Annotated in this window: 16 protein-coding genes; 1 reads left to right on the plus strand and 15 read right to left on the minus strand. The window is 65.9% G+C overall.

Annotated elements, in window-relative coordinates:
• Positions 1-213: 213 nt before the first annotated feature.
• From ACMZ6R_RS07710 to ACMZ6R_RS07760, 11 genes are all read right to left on the minus strand, one after another.
• Complete coding sequence (locus tag ACMZ6R_RS07710) at positions 214-1,434, minus strand: oligosaccharide flippase family protein (RefSeq protein WP_416110338.1); 1,221 nt, start codon at positions 1,432-1,434, stop codon at positions 214-216.
• Positions 1,431-2,051 (minus strand): D-glycero-alpha-D-manno-heptose-1,7-bisphosphate 7-phosphatase, encoded by a 621-nt coding sequence (locus tag ACMZ6R_RS07715; RefSeq protein ID WP_416110339.1) that lies wholly within the window; start codon positions 2,049-2,051, stop codon positions 1,431-1,433. The genes ACMZ6R_RS07710 and ACMZ6R_RS07715 overlap by 4 nt, the downstream gene beginning before the upstream one ends.
• On the minus strand, positions 2,051-5,056 hold the full coding sequence (locus ACMZ6R_RS07720) for a glycosyltransferase family 39 protein (protein ID WP_416110340.1): 3,006 nt from the start codon (positions 5,054-5,056) through the stop codon (positions 2,051-2,053). Before ACMZ6R_RS07720 ends, ACMZ6R_RS07715 begins: the two co-directional genes overlap by 1 nt.
• Before the next feature lie 219 nt (positions 5,057-5,275).
• On the minus strand, positions 5,276-6,313 hold the full coding sequence (mnmA, locus tag ACMZ6R_RS07725; RefSeq protein WP_416110341.1) for a tRNA 2-thiouridine(34) synthase MnmA: 1,038 nt from the start codon (positions 6,311-6,313) through the stop codon (positions 5,276-5,278).
• Between the two features lie 508 nt (positions 6,314-6,821).
• Positions 6,822-8,288, minus strand: coding sequence for an Asp-tRNA(Asn)/Glu-tRNA(Gln) amidotransferase subunit GatA (gatA, locus tag ACMZ6R_RS07730; RefSeq protein ID WP_416110342.1), 1,467 nt, complete (start codon positions 8,286-8,288; stop codon positions 6,822-6,824).
• Between the two features lie 102 nt (positions 8,289-8,390).
• Entirely contained in the window at positions 8,391-8,675 is a 285-nt protein-coding gene (gatC, locus tag ACMZ6R_RS07735; RefSeq protein WP_416110343.1) for an Asp-tRNA(Asn)/Glu-tRNA(Gln) amidotransferase subunit GatC, read from the minus strand.
• A gap of 18 nt (positions 8,676-8,693) precedes the next feature.
• Positions 8,694-10,217: a penicillin-binding protein activator gene (locus ACMZ6R_RS07740; RefSeq protein WP_416110344.1), complete on the minus strand. Its 1,524-nt coding sequence runs from the start codon at positions 10,215-10,217 to the stop codon at positions 8,694-8,696.
• Positions 10,218-10,347: 130 nt separating this feature from the next.
• Positions 10,348-12,264, minus strand: coding sequence for a molecular chaperone DnaK (gene dnaK / locus ACMZ6R_RS07745; RefSeq protein WP_416110345.1), 1,917 nt, complete (start codon positions 12,262-12,264; stop codon positions 10,348-10,350).
• 127 nt (positions 12,265-12,391) lie between these two features.
• A complete protein-coding gene (locus ACMZ6R_RS07750; protein WP_416110346.1) occupies positions 12,392-12,928 on the minus strand; it encodes a nucleotide exchange factor GrpE in 537 nt (178 codons plus the stop codon).
• Positions 12,929-13,009: 81 nt separating this feature from the next.
• Positions 13,010-14,047, minus strand: coding sequence for a heat-inducible transcriptional repressor HrcA (hrcA, locus tag ACMZ6R_RS07755; protein ID WP_416110347.1), 1,038 nt, complete (start codon positions 14,045-14,047; stop codon positions 13,010-13,012).
• 172 nt (positions 14,048-14,219) lie between these two features.
• A complete protein-coding gene (locus ACMZ6R_RS07760; RefSeq protein ID WP_416110348.1) occupies positions 14,220-14,918 on the minus strand; it encodes a FadR/GntR family transcriptional regulator in 699 nt (232 codons plus the stop codon).
• Positions 14,919-15,265: 347 nt separating this feature from the next.
• Here ACMZ6R_RS07760 and ACMZ6R_RS07765 point away from each other — a divergent pair, with 347 nt between their 5' ends.
• The gene (locus ACMZ6R_RS07765; RefSeq protein ID WP_416110349.1) at positions 15,266-15,586 is read left to right on the plus strand and encodes a 4Fe-4S binding protein; all 321 of its coding nucleotides are present in this window, start codon (positions 15,266-15,268) and stop codon (positions 15,584-15,586) included.
• Between the two features lie 157 nt (positions 15,587-15,743).
• Here ACMZ6R_RS07765 and ACMZ6R_RS07770 read toward each other — a convergent pair whose 3' ends face one another.
• The 4 genes from ACMZ6R_RS07770 to modB all read right to left on the minus strand — a co-directional run bounded on the left by ACMZ6R_RS07770 (position 15,744) and on the right by modB (position 18,821).
• Positions 15,744-16,595 carry an alpha/beta hydrolase gene (locus ACMZ6R_RS07770; protein WP_416110350.1) on the minus strand — a complete coding sequence of 284 codons (852 nt, stop codon included), beginning with the start codon at positions 16,593-16,595 and terminating at the stop codon, positions 15,744-15,746.
• A 71-nt stretch (positions 16,596-16,666) separates the two neighbouring features.
• A complete protein-coding gene (locus ACMZ6R_RS07775; protein ID WP_416110351.1) occupies positions 16,667-17,374 on the minus strand; it encodes an ABC transporter ATP-binding protein in 708 nt (235 codons plus the stop codon).
• A gap of 14 nt (positions 17,375-17,388) precedes the next feature.
• A complete protein-coding gene (modA, locus tag ACMZ6R_RS07780; protein ID WP_416110352.1) occupies positions 17,389-18,138 on the minus strand; it encodes a molybdate ABC transporter substrate-binding protein in 750 nt (249 codons plus the stop codon).
• Positions 18,139-18,152: 14 nt separating this feature from the next.
• Positions 18,153-18,821 carry a molybdate ABC transporter permease subunit gene (gene modB, locus ACMZ6R_RS07785; RefSeq protein ID WP_416110353.1) on the minus strand — a complete coding sequence of 223 codons (669 nt, stop codon included), beginning with the start codon at positions 18,819-18,821 and terminating at the stop codon, positions 18,153-18,155.
• Positions 18,822-18,969: the final 148 nt, after the last annotated feature.

Here is an 18,969-nt window from a genome sequence, read left to right on the forward strand (position 1 = left end):
GGCGGAATTTGTCCGGGACGAGCTTGTCGCGAAGCGACATGCAGCGTCCCGGCAAATTCCGCCGCCATCTTGTTTCATCCGCCTGGGCGTCAGCCAGCCAAGCCTTCACCCGACCAGAGCCGGGAAGGGGGGACCGGGGGGCCCGTGGCCCCTCGGCGGGGTCTGGGGCAGAGCCCCAGCCGCCTTTGCCTTTCCCTTCGCCCAGCCTAACCGCTACTCGCCGGCCTTCGTCGCAAAGCCCTTCCTGACGAAGGACAGGGCGAGGCCGGCGCAGAGGGCGGCTTCGGTGGCGATGGTGGCCAGGGCCGCGCCTTTGGCGGCGAGGACTGGGATCAAAAGCAGGTTGAGGCCGATGTTGAGGCCAGCGGCGGCGACGGTGACGCCGGCGTAGTAGCGTTCGCGGCCGAGGGCGACGAGGGCCTGGGTGAGGACGTAATTGGGGAGGATGAAGGGCAGGGAGGCCAGCAGCCAGGAGAGCAGGGGGATGGCTGCGGCGTATTTGTGGCCGAAGGCCAGGGTGAGGATGAAGGGGCCGAGGATGAGCCCGCCGATGGTGGCGGCCGCCGACAGGCCGATCATGACGGTGAGCATGAGGGTGAAGGAACGCTTGAAGGCCTGGGAGTCTTCGAGGGAAACGCGCAGTTTGCGGAAAAAGATGTGGGCCAGCGGCGTGGCCAGCATGATGACGCCTTCGATGAGGCGGTAGGCGGCGGCGTAGTTGCCGACCTCGGCCGGGTCCGGGGTGAGCAGGCGCAGCAGCACGATATCGCAGCGAAAGTAGATGGCCGTGGCGGCGGAGATGCACAGAAAGGCCAGGCAGGGGGCGTAGATTTCGCGGCTGACGGCCAGGCGCGGCCGGGTGGCCAGCGGCTTGGCAAAGGGAGTGGCCAGGGCGATGGCTTGTCCGACGAGCAGACCGAAGAAAATGGCGGTGGGGCCGGGGGACGGCACCAGCAGGGCGAGGCCGGCGCAGACGGCTGTGGCGGTGCGGGTGACGGCGCGCCAGACGGCCTCGGCGGCGAAATTGTTATGGCCCTTGAGGTGGGCGGAGACCAGGGCGGCGGCGGTGAACAGGGCGTAGTAGAGCACGGCCGCGCCCAGGGACCAGCGTTCGCCCCGGGAGAAAAGGGGAAGCAGGCACAGGCCGAAAAGGGTCGTTGCGACCAGATGCCCTATGGCCAGGGACATGAGCGGCGGCCGATCCGTGGAAGTCACGAGCCCGGCCTTGGCGGTTTCGCGGAAGATGAGCGTGGTGAAGCCGCCGTCCTGAAGGATGGCGAAGAGCGAGGCCAGGGTGAGGATGTAGGTGTATTGGCCAAAGCCGGCCGGCCCCAGGACGCGGCCGAGCAGAAAGGTCAGGCCCACGGAGACGGCGGCGGCGTAGAGCGTGGCCGCCCATTGGCTGGACAGGGCCTTGGCCAGGGCGCGGCTCATGGGCGGGGTGTCCCGGCCGTTTCCGCCTCGAGGAGAAACGTCACGGCGGCGGGCAGGTCGCGGGCCAGGACATGGGGCCAGGCGGGTTGGCGCTCGGCCAGGACCCAAATGTCGCCGGAGAGGTGCGGCAGCTCGAGTTTTGCGGCATCCCGCCTGCCATGGCCGGTCATGACGAGGATGGTGACGGCCGCGCCGAAGGCCAGTCCGAAGGCGATGTCCGAAGCCGCGTCGCCGATCATGGCCGTTGTGGCTGGATTGAGGCCGTGGCGGGCGGTAAGCGCCTCGAACAGGCCCGTGGCCGGCTTGCGGCAGGCACAATTGTCGCTCGGTGCGTGGGGGCAGAAGGCCGTTTCGGTAATTTTCGCGCCAAAGGGGACAAGGAGGTCCACCAGGCGCTTTTGGACGGCCTGGAAATGCGTTTGGGTATAATACCCCCGGCCGATGCCGGATTGGTTGGTGACGCAAAAAAGTCGTTTCCCGGCCCGGACGAGTCGTCCCAGGGCCTCGCCGCCACCGGGGACGAGCGCCACGCCGGCCGGGTCGCAGAGATAGTGGCGCTCCTCGATGATGGTGCCGTCCCGGTCGAGGAGCACGTCGCGGATGCCGGGCAGCGCCATCAGAAATCGTCCTGCAGGCCGGGCAGATAAGGCTGGGGCCGGGGCGAGAGGAAAAGGGACAGGGGCGCGCCGGCATTGTCTTCGAGCTTGAGCGGGAAGGTCAGGGCGCTTTCGGTCAGGTCGGGGAACTTGGATGCGTCGAGCACGGCCTCGATGCGCATGCGGGTAACGTCTCGCGACCAGAGCTGCGCGCCCTGGCCGGAAAGATCGAAGCGGACGAAGCCGTTGTTGATGGGGCGGCGAAAGCGCATGACCGACACGCGTCGCACCATGAGTCCCTGCCACAGGCCGGAGCGGTCGCTGCGCAGGGTGTCCAGGGGCCTGAAATGGGTGCCGTCCGGGGAAAAGGACACGGTGACCGTATTTTTGCCGGCCTTGTCCGCGAACACGCGGGGATAGGACAGGATGCGCAGAGTCTTTATCGGATAGGCGGAACTGATGGGCACGGTGACCGAGCAGGGGCCCGGGGCCTTGCAGGACAGGCAGTCCTCGCCGCTATTCTTGCGGATGTTCCAGGCCAGCGGAAAGGCGGCCAGGGCGTCCTTTTCCCGGGCGAAGCTCGGCTCGAAGCGCAGCACGCCGACGCCGTCCGTGCCGAGGAGCAGGGTCGTCGGCGGCGGGGACAGCACCGGCACGGTGAGCGTCGTGTCGCCGATGCGCAGCCTGGGGCGGTTCAGCGCGCCGGAAAGCTTGATGGCCGGAACGTTGCGGGGCGGCTTTTCGCCCAGGCGGGCCGTGACCGGAACATTTTGCGCCAGGGCAACGAAGGGATCGGTCAGGGCCGGATCGTAAAAGAGGTAGGCCGGCCGGCCGTTTTCGCCAGGGATGGCAAACACGGGTGCGATGCCGGGATGGGCGGCCAGAAACGGGGCCAGGGCGCTGGCGGGATTGGCCGGACCCTGGGGAATGTCCTGACCGGCCGGGAAAACGTAGAGCGCATCGGCATCGACCAGCGGTTCCCCGGGATGCCATGTGGTCAGGGCGTTATGCCCGGCGGCGCGAAGAAGGGCGTCCAGGGCCGGGCCGGGGCCGGTCGGACGGCCGGCCAGGGTCGCGCTCGCCTCGATGCGGAAGGCTTCGATGATGCCGGGGTTGGCCACCGGGCCGTAATCCATGCGCAGGCGGATCTTTTCGGTGTCCGGGCCGATGGCCGGCACGTCATACGTTTTGGTGATGAAGCGGCGCTTTTCATGATTGGGGGCGATCAGCTTGCCGTCCGGGCCGAGAAAGTCCTTGCCGGTCACCGTGGCGATTTCCGTAAAGGGCGCGTCGCCGGCGGCCACGGAGACGCCGATGCGCGAATCGGACGGCACGCCTTCAAGGAACGTGGCCGAGAACATCAGCGACAGCTTCGCGGCGGTGATGCGCGTCCCGGCGGCGGCCTGGAACGTATAGGTCGCATGGCCGGGCTTTTCGTAATCGTAGTGGGACAGGGTGTGGTAGCGGCTTTCGGGGCCGAGGTTCACCGCCTCGTCGCAGTCGGCGTAGAAGTCGTAGGTGGTGAAGTCCTCGACGAATCGCGCCGCGCCATTCGCGTCCGGATAGAGCACCACCGGGGCCGTGCTGACAAGGCCGATGGCCGAGACCGTGGTGTCCTGGATCGTGATGCGCTTGTGCGGGAAAAAGGGCGTCTGGGGCGGCGTCAGATCGCTTTGGATCAGGTGGAACGTGCGCTTGTAGCCCCGCGGCGTGTAATGGGAAAGATTTTCGAAGACGCGGGGCAGGTACCAGTCGGCAATGAGCTTGGGGTTGCGGTTGCTCTGGTAGAAGAGATAGCGCACGTCGTTTTTGTTCCAGGCGAGATAGTCGGCCAGCTCCTTGGAATAGGACGTTTCGCGGCGATAATAGGTCCCGAGCGAACGCAGGTTGGGGATGTTGACCGTCAGGCACAGGCAGATGCCGACCAGGGGCACGGCCCAGGCGGCGCTTTTCCCGGACAGGTCCAGATAGGTGGCGATGCGTTCGAGGAGCACGGCCATAGCCAGCCCGGCCATGGCCATGAGCAGGTAATAGGCGTTGAAGACGTAGCGGGAGCTGATTTCGAGCTGGGTGCCGGCGACGAGAAAGGCCACCACCGGCATGAACGCGAAGGCTCCGAGCAGCACCAGCCCGTCGCGGTAGCGGCGACTGGCGGCGACGGCGCAGCCGGCCAGTCCCAAAAGGGCCAGGGGCAGCCAGGGCAGGCCATGGCGCTCGGCTGCGTAGGCTCCGAATTCCGTCAACACGGTGAGGGGGAAATCGGCCGGGATGCCGGGAGAAACGCCTTTGGACCGCAGCAGGGTGAAGATGTTGCGGTAGGCCGGAATCCACGGCAGGTAGCACAGCCCGACCACGGCCACGGCGGCAAGCAGGGCCAGGCCTTTTTTGACCGCGTCCCGCAGCGGCAAGTCCTTTTTCGCCAGCCGGCTGCCCAGGAACCATACCGTGAACACGCCCTCGGCCGCGATGTTGGAGCTGGCCATGTACGACGTGTAGCACATGGCCATGGTGACCAGGGCGTAGGCGACGTAACGCACCGCGCCGCCGCGCGAAAGCGCCCGGTAGAGCGCCCAAAGCGACAGCAGGGCCAGCAGCATGAAGAGGCTGTAGGGCCGCAGTTCCCGGGAATAATGGAGCTGGTAGACGGAAAAAGTGGTGAGCCCGGCGGCGAAAAGCCCGGCCCGGCGCGACAGGATTTCGCTGACCAGTCCGTAGAGCACGGCGATGGAGGCCGTGCCGCTGGCGACGCTTAAAAGCCGCAGCATGGCGTCGTCGTGGCTGACGGAGAGCACGAAGTGGGTGATCAGATGATAGAGCGGCGGGAAGAACTCGCCGCCGATGTCCGACGGGCCGACCACGGTCAGGATGTGGAGCATGCGGCCGATGGAAAGTTGGGAGATGCCGAGCGTTATGAATTCGTCCCACCACAGCGAGGGTTCGCCGAGATAGGCCAGACGCAAGACCGCCCCGGCCAGGAGCAGCAGGACGAGCAGCAGGGGATACAGACGACGGGCGGTGGTTGGCATAAGGAAGGTTCCTGGTCCCGAAACGCCGGGACCAACGCCATTTAGCCAAGCTTTCCGGGGAAGACAAGGCCGGGGCCGGCAGAGCCATACCCCTTGATCCGTTTTTGTCCCGTATCCGGTGCCGCCCCCCAAGTCCCTATGAGAAGTTTTTGAAAGGGGCATCAGGGGGAAACTTTTTTTAAAAAGTTTCCCCCTGGCCGCCGGAGGCCCCCCCGCTTCCTACGCCACGATGACGCCGCCGGCGAGCACGCGGCCTGCCGCGTCATAAAGGGTGGCCACCTGTCCCGGGGTGGGGCGGGGGAGCGGTGCTTCGAACACGATGTCCAGGCTGCCGTCCACCGTGATCGCGGCCCGGGCCGGGCGCGGGGCCATGCGGTAGCAGGTCTGGCCCAGGACCGTTTCCGGCCAGTCGTGCGGCGGGAGGAGCATATTGACCTCCCGGGCGCGGCAGGACGTGGCCAGGAGGTCCTTCTTCGGACCGACGCGCAGGGTGTTGGCGTCGGCGTCCTTGGCCAGGACGTAGAGCGGTTCGCGCCAGCCCACGCCAAGTCCCTTGCGTTGGCCGATGGTGTGCCGCCACAGGCCCTGGTGCGCGCCGAGGATCGTCCCGTCCGGGAGCGCGATGGGGCCGGGGCCGGAGAGGGGAACGCCGCTTGCCTCCAGAAAGGCGCGGTAGTCGTCGCCGGGCACAAAGCAGACCTCGCGGGATTCCCGGGGCAGGGGCGGGGCCAGATCGAGGGCGGCCAGGGCCTCGGGATTGTCGGCCTTCTTGCGATGGGCCAGGGGGAAAATGGCCTGGGCCAAGGCCTCTTGCGGCACCAGGGACAGGAAATAGCTCTGGTCGCGCGTGGCATCCGCGCCGCGAAAAAGGGCCGCGCCTGCCGGCGTGTCCGCAAGCCGGGCATAGTGGCCGGTGGCGATTTTGTCCGCGCCAAGGGAGATCGCGGCCTCGGCCAGCAGGCCGAATTTCAGGTCGCGGTTGCAGGCGGCGCAGGGATTGGGGGTCTCGCCGGCGACATAGGCGGCGATGAAGGGTTCGATGACGCGGGCGCGGAAGGCGTCTGACAGGTCGATGGCCTGGAAGGGCACGCCGATGGCCGCGCACTGGGCGGCAATGGCCGCCGCTAAATCTTTTTGCGTGTCGTCCGAGGGCAGGAAATGGGCGTGGATCGCGAAGACCTCATGCCCTTCCTTTTGCAGCAGGCCCAGGGCAAGGAGGCTGTCCGCGCCGCCGGAAACGGCTACGGCTATGCGCATGAAAATCCTCCGGCTGGTGGTGGGCCGGCGTGGGGGCAGGGCAGCCGCGCGCGGCGTATATTTGAAGAATACGCCTTGGCGTCCGTCCTGCCCCCTGCCCGCCCTGGCGATCCGATTCGCACTCGGGAAAATCTTTCGCCCGGTTCTTGGGCATGGTCGAGAAGGACCATTCCGCCGTACTGGTTGGATGTATTGTGCTGCCTGGCTCTCTGCGTCCCTGGTTGAACGGCCGGCGTGGGGGCAGGGCAGCCGCGCGCGGCGTATATTTGAAGAATACGCCTTGGCGTCCGTCCTGCCCCCACGCCAGCCCTGACGACGCGTTTCAAGTCCGGAAGTATCGGACCGTGAAGGTTGCATGATACAAGGGCAACGAGCCGCTCGTTTCTTACGGGTCTGCCTTCTCGAACATCACGGTCCCGGTGAAGTGAACACACCCCGTCGAAAGTTTTTGAAGGGGGTCCAGGGGGAAACTTTTTTCAAAAAGTTTCCCCCTGGCCGCCGGAGGCTCCTACAATCCCGCCGGCTCGGGCAGTCCCGGCAAAGCGTCGCCAAGGACCTTGGCCGTGCGCAGGATGGTTGTTTCGTCGAAGGCCGGACCGAAGAGCTGCATGCCGATGGGCATGTGCGAATCCTTGCCCAGGCCCACGGGCATGGAGAGTCCGGGCAGGCCGGCGAGGTTCAAGGAAATCGTAAAGATGTCGCTTAAGTACATCTTGAGGGGGTCGCCGGACATCTGGCCAATGGGGAAGGCGGCGAAGGGCGAGGTCGGGCCGCAGATGACGTCGCATTTGGTGAAGGCGTCGAGAAAATCCTGGCGGATGAGGCGTCGGACCTGGGCCGCCTTGCGATAATAGGCGTCGTAGTAGCCGGCCGAGAGCACGTAGGTGCCGATGACGATGCGGCGCTTGACCTCGTGGCCGAAGCCCCGGGAGCGCGACAGTTCGTAGAGCTCCTCCAGGGACTTGGCGTCCGGGGCGCGGTAGCCGTAGCGCACGCCGTCGAACCGGGCCAGGTTGGAGGAGGCTTCGGCCATGGCCACGATGTAGTAGGTGGCCACGGCGTAGGGGGTGTGGGGCAGGGAGACGGGCACGACGTTGGCGCCGAGTTTTTGGGCCGTATCCACGGCCGAGCGGCAGGCGGCGCGCACTTCGTCGTCCACGCCTTCGCCCCAGTATTCGTCCGGCAGGCCGATGGTGAGGCCCGTAAGGTCCTTGGCGTCCGCGATGGCGGCTTCGAAATCCGGGACCTCGCGCGGGGCGGAGGTGGAATCGCGGGGATCGTGGCCGGAAATGACGGTGAGCATGGCGGCGGCGTCGGCGGCATTGCGGGTCAGCGGCCCGATCTGGTCGAGGCTCGAGCCGTAGGCGACCAGCCCGTAGCGCGACACGCGGCCGTAGGTGGGCTTTATGCCGAGCGTCCCGCAAAAGGCAGCGGGCTGGCGGATGGAGCCGCCGGTGTCGGTGCCGAGCGCCGCGAAGCACTGGCCGGAGGCCACGGCCGCAGCCGATCCGCCGCTCGATCCGCCGGGGACGCGGGAGGTGTCCCAGGGGTTGGCCGTGACCTTATAGGCGGAATTTTCCGTGGAAGAGCCCATGGCGAACTCGTCCATGTTGGCCTTGCCGAGGATGATCGCGCCGGCGTCCCGCAGCTTGGCAATGCAGGCGGCATCGTAGAAGGGAACGAAATTTTCCAGGATCTTGGAGGCGCAGGTGGTGGGGGCGTCGGCCACGCAGATGGCGTCCTTGATGAGCACCGGCACGCCCCACAGGCGTTTGCCGGCGTCCGGACCGGCGGCGTCCATGGCCCTGGCTCGTTCCAGGGCGGCCTCGGCTGTGAGGGTGAGGATGGCCTTGATTCTGGGCTCGGTGGCTTCGATGCGGCCCAGGCAGGCGGCGACGGCTTCCTCGGCCTTGATTTCCCCGGCGGCCAGTTTGTCGCGGACTTCGGTCAGGGACAGACGGCAAATCTCGGACATGACAAATCCTTTATGCGCGTACCCCCTTTCCCCTTGTCGGGGGACCGGGGGATGGTCGCCCCCGGCGGGGTGCGGGACAGCGCCCCGCTTGCTTCACTTTTCTTAAACGATCTTAGGCACGACGAAGAACTGGCCGTCGGTGGCCGGCGCGTTGGCCAGCACCTTGTCGCGAGGGCAGGTCTTTTGCGCCTTGTCCTCACGCAGCGGCGTAGCGTGCAGCACCGGGCTGTAAAGCGGCTCCACGCCTTCGGTATCCACCGCGCCAAGGGTGTCCATGTAGGCCAGGATGTCTTCCATCTGGCCGGCGAATCCGGCCAGGGCCTCCTCGTCGAAACGAAGCCGCGCCAGTTTGGCCACCTTGGCCGCTTCTTCCGGGCTGATCTTCATACCTCGAACTTCCTTGGGTCAGGAGACCGACATGACCCGCTGGTGGGCCGGGACCGGCTCCAGCGGGGCGGGCTGTTGCTGTTGCGGCTTGGGCGCGGCCGGGCTGGCCGGCTGCGCGGGTTGGACCGTGGCCGGGCTGGCCGGCTGCGGCTGTGCCGGTTGGGCCGGTTGGGTCGGCACGGGCGCGCCCGGCTGGGCGGCCGGCGCGGGATTGGGCGAATAGGACTGCTCGGTTTCGGGGGCCGGATTTTCCAGGGCCTTTTGCCGAATGGCATTGAGGCGCTGGCGGAATCCCTCGGGATCAAGCAGCACCGGCCCGGCCACCGACGGACGGAAGAGATACATGGCCACATGGGCCCGGCCGTCCGGTCCATAGGACAGGGGGGCCATGCTGAAGTCCATGCCCTTGGCGGCCTGGGCGAGGCGGGAACTGACTTCCTGGGGCGGCGTGCCCTGGGGCAGGCGGCCCAGGCGGGCGGCGAACCGGGTGAAGTCGTAGCCGAGCGCCTCCCACATGTCGGGATGATCTTCGCCGACGGCGTGCATGGCCGCGAGGAGGTCCTGGGTGGCCTTGCCCTGGCTCTCGGGCCACCAGGCCCCGGGGCACACGGCCAGACGGTAGTTGTTGATGTTGATCGGCGTCTTGTTGGCGGCCGCGCGGTAGAGCGCCTCGGTCCACAGTTGCGGGCCGAGGATGAGCAGGTCGTCGACCTTGTTGCGGAAGAAATTGGCCAGCACCTTGTCCGCCCGGGTCCAGTCGTCCGGGATGAAAACGGCCCCGAAACCGGGCCGGCCGCCGCCGGTCTTGAGCATCTCCAGCACGGTCGCGTCCCAGCCGGTGGCGTCCTGGGGCGAATACACGCCCGTGGCCGTGATCTGCCCGCCGAGCTGGGCCGTGGCCAGGGCGAAGGCCTCGCCCATGGACTGGCCGTAGCGGTCGCCGGGGCGCAGGATGCCGAACTGGTTGATGCCGTAATTGGTCAGCGACAGGCGCAACAGCGCGTCGATCTCGTCAGCCGCGCTGGGGAAAAACCGCCAGGCGTCGATGCCCTCGCGGGCCTCGCCCAGGTTGGACAGAAAAGCCAGAAAAACGCGGCTTTGCAGCAGTCCGGTGGATTGCAGCTCCTTGAGCGTCAAGGGGTGCATCGGCCCGCCCACCACGCCGACTTCCGGCGGCAGGTTGCGCAGGGTGTTGACCCAATCGGGCTGGGTGGCGTCGATGACGATGACGTCCAGGGGCGTGCCGGCCGCGGCCAGCTCGTCCTGGGCCGCCTTGATGCCCTTTTGCACCTTGCCGCCGAGTTCGCGGAACGGGCCGCCAAGCGGCAGCAGCACGGCCACGGTGTTTTGGCTCACAGGTGTCGGCGGCGGGGCCGGCGTCACGACCGTCGGCGTCGGCGCAGGCGCTTGCGGCGTCGGCGGCGGTGTCTTGGATCCGGAGAAAAGACCGCCGCAGCCCGAAAGGGTGGTCAGGACGAGACACAATACCAACCCCGCGGCAAGGCGGGGGGAGAGGCGAATAAGTGGGGTCTTGGCGTGCATGGGCGAACCGGGGGTTTGGCGGCCGTGCCGCCGTGGCCAGAGCATGAAAAAAGCCCGACCCGTCATGGGGACGGGTCAGGCTTTCAACTACGCGTGATCGGACGCGAAAGCAAGTGCGCGCCCGGCGCGGCTATTTCACTTCGGTGTAATCGGCGTCGACCACGTCCTCGTCGGGACCGGTCTTGCCGGCCTGGGCTCCGCCAGCGGGGCCGGCCTCGGGACCGCCGGGCTGGGCGCCGCCGGCCTGGGCCTTCTGCTGGTAGAGGGTCTCGGCCAGCTTGTGCGAGGCCTGGGACAGGTCCTCGGTGGCGCGCTTGATGGCGTCGCCGTCCTCACCCTTCAAGGTTTCCTTGACGTGGTTGAGCTTGGCCTCGATCTCGCCGCGGGTGGTGGCGTCGACCTTCTCGCCGAGCTCGGCCAGGGATTTCTCGGTGGTGTAGACCAGCGTGTCGGCCTGGTTGCGCACCTCGATGAGTTCCTGCTTCTTCTTGTCGTCCTCGGCATGGGACTCGGCATCCTTGATGAGATTCTGGATGTCGGATTCGGACAGGCCCGAGGAAGCGGTGATGCGGATGGACTGCTCCTTGCCGGTGCCGGTGTCCTTGGCCGAGACGTTGACGATGCCGTTGGCGTCGATGTCGAAGGTGACTTCGATCTGCGGGATGCCGCGGGCCGCCGGCGGCAGGCCGGCCAACTCGAAGCGCCCGAGCGTCATGTTGTCGTTCGCCATCGGCCGCTCGCCCTGGAGCACGTGGATGGACACGGACGGCTGGTTGTCGGCGGCCGTGGTGAACACCTGGCTCTTGCGGGTCGGGATGGTGGTGTTGCGGTCGATCAGCTTGGTGAACACGCCGCCCAAGGTCTCGATGCCAAGCGACAGCGGGGTCACGTCGAGCAGCAGCACGTCCTTGACGTCACCGGCCAGGATGCCGCCCTGGATGGCCGCGCCCATGGCCACGACCTCGTCCGGGTTGACCGAACGGTTGGGCTCCTTGCCGAAGAACTCCTGCACGCTCTTCTGGACCAGCGGCATACGGGTCATGCCGCCGACGAGCACGACCTCGTCGATCTCGGAGGCCTTGAGGCCGGCGTCGGCCAGGGCCTTGCGGCAGGGCTCCACGGTGCGCTGGACCAGATCATGGACCAGGGACTCTAGCTTGCTGCGGGTGAGCTTGACCAGCATGTGCTTGGGACCGGAGGCGTCGGCCGTGACGAACGGCAGGTTGACCTCGGTCTCCATGGCCGTGGAAAGTTCCTTCTTGGCCTTTTCGCCGGCTTCCTTGAGGCGCTGCAGGGCCATACGGTCCTTGGCCAGATCGATGCCGTTTTCCTTCTTGAACTCCTCGACCAGGAAGTTGATGACGCGCTGGTCGAAGTCCTCGCCGCCCAGGAACGTGTCGCCGTTGGTGGCGCGCACTTCGACGACGTTGTCGCCGACTTCCAGGATGGAAATATCGAAGGTGCCGCCGCCAAGGTCGAACACGGCGATCTTCTCGTTGGACTTCTTGTCGAAGCCGTAGGCCAGGGAGGCGGCCGTGGGCTCGTTGATGATGCGCTTGACCTCGAGGCCGGCGATGCGACCCGCGTCCTTGGTGGCCTGCCTCTGGGCGTCGTTGAAGTAGGCCGGCACGGTGATGACGGCTTCGGACACGGTTTCGCCCAGGTAGGCTTCGGCGTCTTTTTTGAGCTTGCCGAGGATGATGGCCGAGATCTCGGCCGGGCTGTACTTCTTGCCCTCGACCTCGATATAGGCGTCGCCGCCGGTGCCCTCGACGATCTTATAGGGGCAGTGCTCCAGCCAGCGGGTGACTTCCGGGCCGTTGAACTTGCGGCCCATCAGGCGCTTGATGGCGAAAATGGTGCGCTCGGGGTTGGTGACGGCCTGGCGTTTGGCGATCTCGCCCACCAGCCGTTCCTTGGTAAAGGCCACGATGGACGGGGTGGTGCGGCCGCCCTCGGGGTTGGTGACGCACTTCGGGTCCTTACCCTCCATGACGTAGACGCAGGAGTTGGTGGTCCCGAGGTCGATCCCGATTATCTTACCCATGATAGCCTTTCCTCCTTGGTGGTTCCGGTATGGTCTTGCGCCCTGTGGACGCATAATTTCCTGGTGACAGGCTGCTATATAAGGCCCGTTTCATTCGAGTAAAGGGGCTTTGGCGAAAAAAGGCGTCCTAGCCGGCGCCTTGGGCCTTGTTGACCATGACCTTGGCCGGACGCAGCAGTCGGCCGCGCAGGTTGTAGCCTTTCTGGACCACCTGGGCCACCGTATCGTCGGGCAGGTCGGGGCGGGCGGCCATGCCCAGGGCCTCGTGGGTTTCGGGGTTGAACGCCTCGCCCTCGACACCGAATTCGGCCACGCCGTGGCGGGCCAGGATGTCGATAAAGGCCTTTCTGGTCATGTCCACGCCGACCACGAAGTTCTTGCAGGCTTCGTTGCCCCGGCCGTGGGCCAGGGCCAGGTCGAGGTGGTCGAGGACGGGCAGGAGTTCCGACACCAGGGATTCGGTGGCGTATTTCTGGAACTCTTCCTTTTCTTTCAGAAGGCGTTTTTTCAGATTCTCGGCTTCGGCCAGGCTGCGCAGGCGGTGGTCGGTTTCGGCGGCCAGTTCGGCGCGCAGTTTTTCGATCTCTTCCTCCGGGGAGCCGGCGGTTGCGGCCCCATCTTCCGGAGTGGGGACTTCTTCGGGATTTCTCTGCTCAGGGGACATGCTTCCTCCAGGACGTGAGCCACCTGGGCGCGAAAAAAGGCCGGCTCAAACCGGTCGCGCCGCAAGCGGAGGCTTTTTCGGTTAAAAACGCCGGTCCAGCAGCCGGCTTAAGGTGTCGGCGGTGAAATTCACCACAGGCACCAGCTTGGCGTAATTCATGCGCAGGGGGCCGATAAGGCCGATGGCCCCGAGCGGATGGGAGCCCGCGCCGTAGGGCGCGGTGATGACGCCGACGTCGACCAGGGCGACCCGGTCCAGTTCGCCGCCAATGGTTATTACCGTTCTAAGCTCGTTTGCGGTTTTGTCCAGCAGTTCAAGCAGGATCGTGCGCTCTTCGAGCACGCGCATGAGTTCGCGCAGGTGTTCGGCGTCGGTGAATCCCGGCTGGCCCAGGATATTGGGCGTGCCGTCCACGATGACTTCGCTTGCCGCCTCGCGCTCCCCGTCGAAGGCGGAGCTGGCCAGGGTCAGCGCTTCCCGGCACAGGGCGTTGACGGTCCGCTTGGCTTCCTCGAGTTCGCGCACGAGTCTGGCCCGGACCTCGCTTACGGTCATGTCCCCGAACAGGTCGTTTAAATAATTGGCGTAGCTGACTAGGTTGTCGGCCGTGACCTCGGGGGCGGTCTCGATGACCCGGGTGCGCACGAGGCCGCCCTGGAGCACGAGCAGGACCATGACCAGCCCGGGGTTTAAAAGGGAAAAGTCGATGCGCTTGAAGCGCGCGTCGGCCTGCTTGGGCGCGATGACCATGGCCACCTGGAGCGACAGTCCGGCCAGCACGCGCGAGGCCCGGCGCAACAGGTCGCCCACCTCGAGCCCGGCCGTGGCCAGGTCGTCGGCGATGCGGTGGCGCTCCCGGGCGGCCAGCGGCGAGGGGCGCATGACTGTGTCGAGGTAGAAGCGGAAGGCCTTGGATGTGGGCACCCGGCCGGCCGAGGTGTGGGGCTGGTCCAGGTAGCCGGCCTCGGTCAGGTCGGCCATGATGTTGCGGATGGAGGCCGGGGACAGGCCGAGGGGGCTGATTTTGGACACGGCCCGGGAACCGACCGGCGAGGCCGTGGCGATATAGACCTCGATGATGGTGGTCAGTACTTCCCGTTCGCGATCCAAAAGCGTCATGATGGAGCATCCCCGGTTTGGCACTCGAATCAGTAGAGTGCTAAACGAGTAACAATCCGATCACGGCGTGTCAAGGGAAGACGCGCGAATGAAGATGTATCTTCCCAAAATAACAGGGTGTTTCAAAACGGTGCAATCCTGGCCAGTAGCCTGAATCCCAAGGCCGGGCGGCTTACTGGGTGGCAAGCTCCTGGGCGTCGTTGCTGGTGCGGTCCATGGCTTCCAGGGCGAAACGCACGGCCGCATCGGGGTCCTTGTCGACGATGGCGGTCAAAAGGCCCGTGTGGATGCGGTTTTGGTACTGGTTGACGCCCCGGTCGGCAATAAGCGTGTCGAGAAAGTCCTGAAAGACCATGCAGAAGCTGCGGTAGAGGTCGGCCAAAAGGCCATTGCCGCTGGCCGCGGCCACGGCGGTGTGGAAGGCGATGTCGGCGGTCACGTAGCCGTGGGCGTCGCCGGCGATCAGGGCGGTCTGCTTTTTATCCAGGCATTCGCGCATGGTCTCGATATCGGCGGCGCTGCGATTGGCGGCGGCCAGCCGGACCGTCTCCACCTCGAGGATGCGGCGCACCTCGCTTATCTCTTCGGTCTTGGCCCGGCGCAGGCGGTATTCAAGGGGTTCGTGGCCCGAGTGGCGTTCCAGGACATAGGTGCCGTCGCCCTGGCGCACTTCCAAAAGCCCGGCGCTGACCAGCACGCGCACGGCCTCGCGCACGGTGGAGCGGCCGACGCCGAGTTGGGCCATGAGCGTGGGCTCGGTGGGAATCTTCGCCCCCGGCGGGAACACGCCCAGGGAAATCTTCTCCTGGATCTGCTGGATGACGAGATCGCCAAGTTTGCGGCTGCGCACGGGGGTAAGACGGGAAGACATCGTCTGATGATCTCCTCGGATTGCGTAGGGTCTTTTCGTGACCGTTGTCAACAGGCCGGCGGCTGTGCGCCCGAAGCATCGAGCCCCGGCGCGGCGGACGGAACCGGGGAGATGCTGCGGGTCTGGTCGTGCGGCGGGCTGGCCGTGCAGCTTTTCGGCAAGCTCGCCCCCTTTGGCCGCAAATACGGCAGCAAGGCCCTGCGTCTGGCTGGTTACGGCAAGTATCTGGCCCTCGCCGCCTGCCTCTACATCTATTATATCATGAGCCAGCCCCGGGCCGACGTGCCGATCCGGGTGGGGGCCTTTTTCGAGTCCGCCATCCTGACTTTCGATCACGCCGGCCTGCTGTGGCTGGTGCGTTCTTTATCGTCCTGGGCTTTTTGGCTCTGGGACTCGTTCTGGCCGGGGCTTGGTGCCGGTTCGCCTGTCCCATGGGCGGCGCGCTGGAGGCGGTCAAGGGCGTGGCTCTCTGGAAGGTCTTCAAGACCAGCGCCTGCACCGGCTGCGGCAGGTGCAACCGGCTATGCGAACTGGCCACCCGACCCGAGGAAGCCAACTGTACCAACTGCGGCGACTGCCTGGGCGTGTGCCCCGTCGACGCCATCGGCTTCGGCCGCAAGCCGAAGGATGTGGAGGGGAAGAAAAGTGCGAGAGGGGAAACCCTTTAAAAAGGGTTCTCCCCTCTCGCGCTCTCCCCTTCCTAAAGTTTATTATAAGGGGATCGTGCGGTAATCTGCTGTAATGTGGAAGGCTTTGAAGAGAGCCCGGAGGAATTTGGTCGAAAGGCCGGGTTTCCCCGGGCCGTTTTTTTGTGCCAGGGCCTGCTCAGGCCGTGGGGGACACGGTCAGCGTCAGGCCGCCCACCTTGGCCGTGGCCGTGATGAACGTGGTCACGTCGGTTGCCGGGATGCCAGCCTTGGCCGCGTCGTAGCGGGCGGCGTCGTCGGCGAAAAGCGCGATGGAGTGGGTGGTGAGAAACGAGGCCGGATCGGTCAGCAACGTCGACAGGTCGAGGCCCGAGGACGTGCTGGTCTCGCCCGTCGCCACGGTGATGGTGAGCCCGGCCGTCTGGGTGCCGAGGGAATTGGTGAAATCCGAGGCGTCGGCGAAGGCCGTGATCCGGGCGTCCGTGCCCCAGGTCGCGTCGCCGCCGGAAAGGCCCAGGGAGCCGAACACCACGGCCGAGTAGTCGGTCGCGGCGGTGTCGGGATGCTCGGCCATGTAGGCCTGGGCGGCCGCGCCGCCGAGGCTGTGTCCGGTGACGTAGACCTGGCTTATGCCCAGGGTCGAGACCGCGGCGTCGAAGGCCTCCACCCCCTGATCGAGCAGGTGGTAGTAGCCCTCGGTATCGAGCCAATAGGAGGCGTCGGTGCTGCTTACGTACGCACTGAGGCCGTCAAGGGAGTAGTTGATGTCGTCGGTGCCGCGAAAGGCGATGATCGCCGCCGGTTCGTCGTTTATGACCGTGGTCCAGGCGTCGAAGGCGGCATTGGCGGCCACGTAGGTCCCCGTGCCGCTGCCGGTCAGGTCGAGCTGGGTCAGCCCGTCGGTTGTAAGCGCCTTGATGAGGCTCCCGTCGTCGCGGTAGGCGGCGTCGGACACCACGGCCATCACTTCCTCCAGGTTGGCGGCGGTGATGGGGGTGGTCGTAAAAGCGGCGTCGGTCAGGCTGTTCATGTCCGGTCCCTATCGCAACGAGGCGTCATCGTCTCCCCCTACGCGGGTGGAGACTGCGCGTCAAATGACGTTTACGCCACCCGCACCATGGAGCGGCGCATGACCTCGGCCGGCAGGATCTCCTTGACCTTGCCTTCGGCGTAGTGGACCACGTCGCCGCCGAAAAAGACCACATCGGCCGGGTCGTGGGTGACCATGACCAGCGGGATGTCCAGGCGGTTTAAAATGCCGGCCAGCTCCACCCGCAGCCGCTGGCGCAGCGGCACGTCCAGGGCGGAGAAGGGCTCGTCGAGGAGCAGGGCCTTGGGGTCGCCGACAAGGGCCCTGGCCAAGGCCACACGCTGCCGTTGCCCGCCGGAAATGCGGGACGGCCTGACCTCGGCCAGGGGGATGATGCCGAAAAGGTCCATGATCTGCGTCACACGCTCGGTGTTTTCCTGGCTCATTCGCCCGAAAAGCCGTTTCAGGCCGAATCCCACATTTTGGCGCACGGTGAGGTGGGGAAACAGGGCATAATCCTGGAAGAGGTAGCCGATGTTGCGCGAGCGCGGCGGCACGAACTCGCGGGCGGCCGTGTCCACAAGGACGCGGCCGTCCACGGTGATGGTGCCGGCGTCGGGCCGCATGAGCCCGGCAATGGCGCGCAACGTCAGCGTTTTCCCCGAACCGGAGGGGCCAAACAGCACCACCCGGTTGCCCGTGGTGGCGAATTCGGACTGCAGGTGGAAGTCCCGCTGGGCCGATTTGTAGGACTTGGTGATGTTGACGGTGATGCGCATGGACCGGCCTTGCGTTACGGTTTCTTGAAGCCGAACTTGCTCAGGATTTCCTGGCCCTTGGGGCTGGTGACGAATTTGACGAAAGCCTCGGCGTCCTTTTTGTGGGTGGAAGCGGCCGTCACGGCGATAGGGTAGCTCACCGGCTTTTCCAGCGGGATCTCGGCCATGATCGCGACCTTGTCCCCGCCCTGCTTGGCGTCGGTGCCGTACACGAAGCCGCAGTCGACCTCGCCCCGGGTGAGGTAGTTGAGCACCTGGCGCACGGACTCGGCCATGATGAACTTGGGCTTGAGGGTATCCCACACGCCGGCCTTGGTCAGCGCCGTCTTGGTGTAGGTGCCGGCGGGCACGGTTTCGGGGTTGCCCACGGCGATGGTCTTGACGCCGGCGCCCTGGAGGGAGGCGAGGTCCTTCACCTTGGCCGGATTGGCGGCGGGCACGGCCAAGACCAGGGAGTTTTGGGCGAAGTTGACGCGGGTGGCGGTGTCGATGAGCTTTTTATCCACGGCCTTGTCCATGGTCTTCTGGTTGGCCGAGGCGAACACGTCGACGGGCGCGCCTTGTTCCATCTGGGACAGCAGCGGTCCGGAAGCGGCATAGTTCATGCTGAGGGTGGAGCCGGGATGTTCTTTTTCAAAAGCCGTTTTCACCGCGTTGAAGGCGTCGGTAAGGCTGGCGGCGGCGGACACGGTCAACTGGGCGGCCGCGGCGGGCAGGGCCATGGCCAGAACCAGCGTCAGGGCCAGCAGGGTTCTTTTCAACATCGCGCTTCTCCTTCTCATGTTTTGGGTTTGATGACTTTTGCCACGATGACAAGCAGGCTGACGCACACCACGGAAATGATGAGCACCAGCGTGTTGGCCAGGGTTTCGTTGTTGGCGGCCATGGCGCTGTAGACGGCCAGCGACATGGTCTGGGTCTTGCCGGGCAGGTTGCCGGCGACCATGAGCGTGGCGCCGAATTCGCCCATGGCCCTGGCCTGGGCCAGCATGATGCCGGCCAAAAGACCGCGCAGGGCCAGCGGTAGGGACACCCGGAAAAAAATGGCCGTCTCCGTGGCCCCGAGCGTCCTGGCCGCGTTTTCCAGATTTTCGTCCACGCCCTCGAAGGCGGCCCTGGCCGATCGGTAGACCAGGGGAAAGGCCACCACCGCCGCGGCGATGACCGCGCCCTCCCAGGTGAACATGATGTTGAAGCCGAAATGCTCCCACAAATACTGGCCGACGATGCCCCGACGGCCGAGGAACACGATGATGTAGTAGCCAAGCACGGTCGGGGGCAGCACCATGGGCAGGGTCAGTATGGCGTCGGTGAGATCCCTGCCCGGAAAATTGTGCACCGTGGCCAGCCGGGCCATGGCGATGGCCGGAATGCAGGCCGAGGCCGTGGCCAGGACGGAGATCTTGAGGGTCAACAGCAGGGGCGAAAGAACACTGGCGTCAAACATGCGGGGGCGTTTTCCTTGGCGCGTTACGCGCGGCGGGCTGCGGCGCGCCGTACAAGCCGGCCGCCATGATCCATTGTGCTGCCAGGATAGAGAAAGCAGGGCGGTCTGTATAGAGTCACACGAATTTTGATGAACAGGTGTCAGTTGC

The sequence above is a fragment of the Solidesulfovibrio sp. C21 genome (assembly GCF_047785625.1).
In the GTDB taxonomy this organism is placed as follows: Bacteria; Desulfobacterota; Desulfovibrionia; order Desulfovibrionales; family Desulfovibrionaceae; genus Solidesulfovibrio.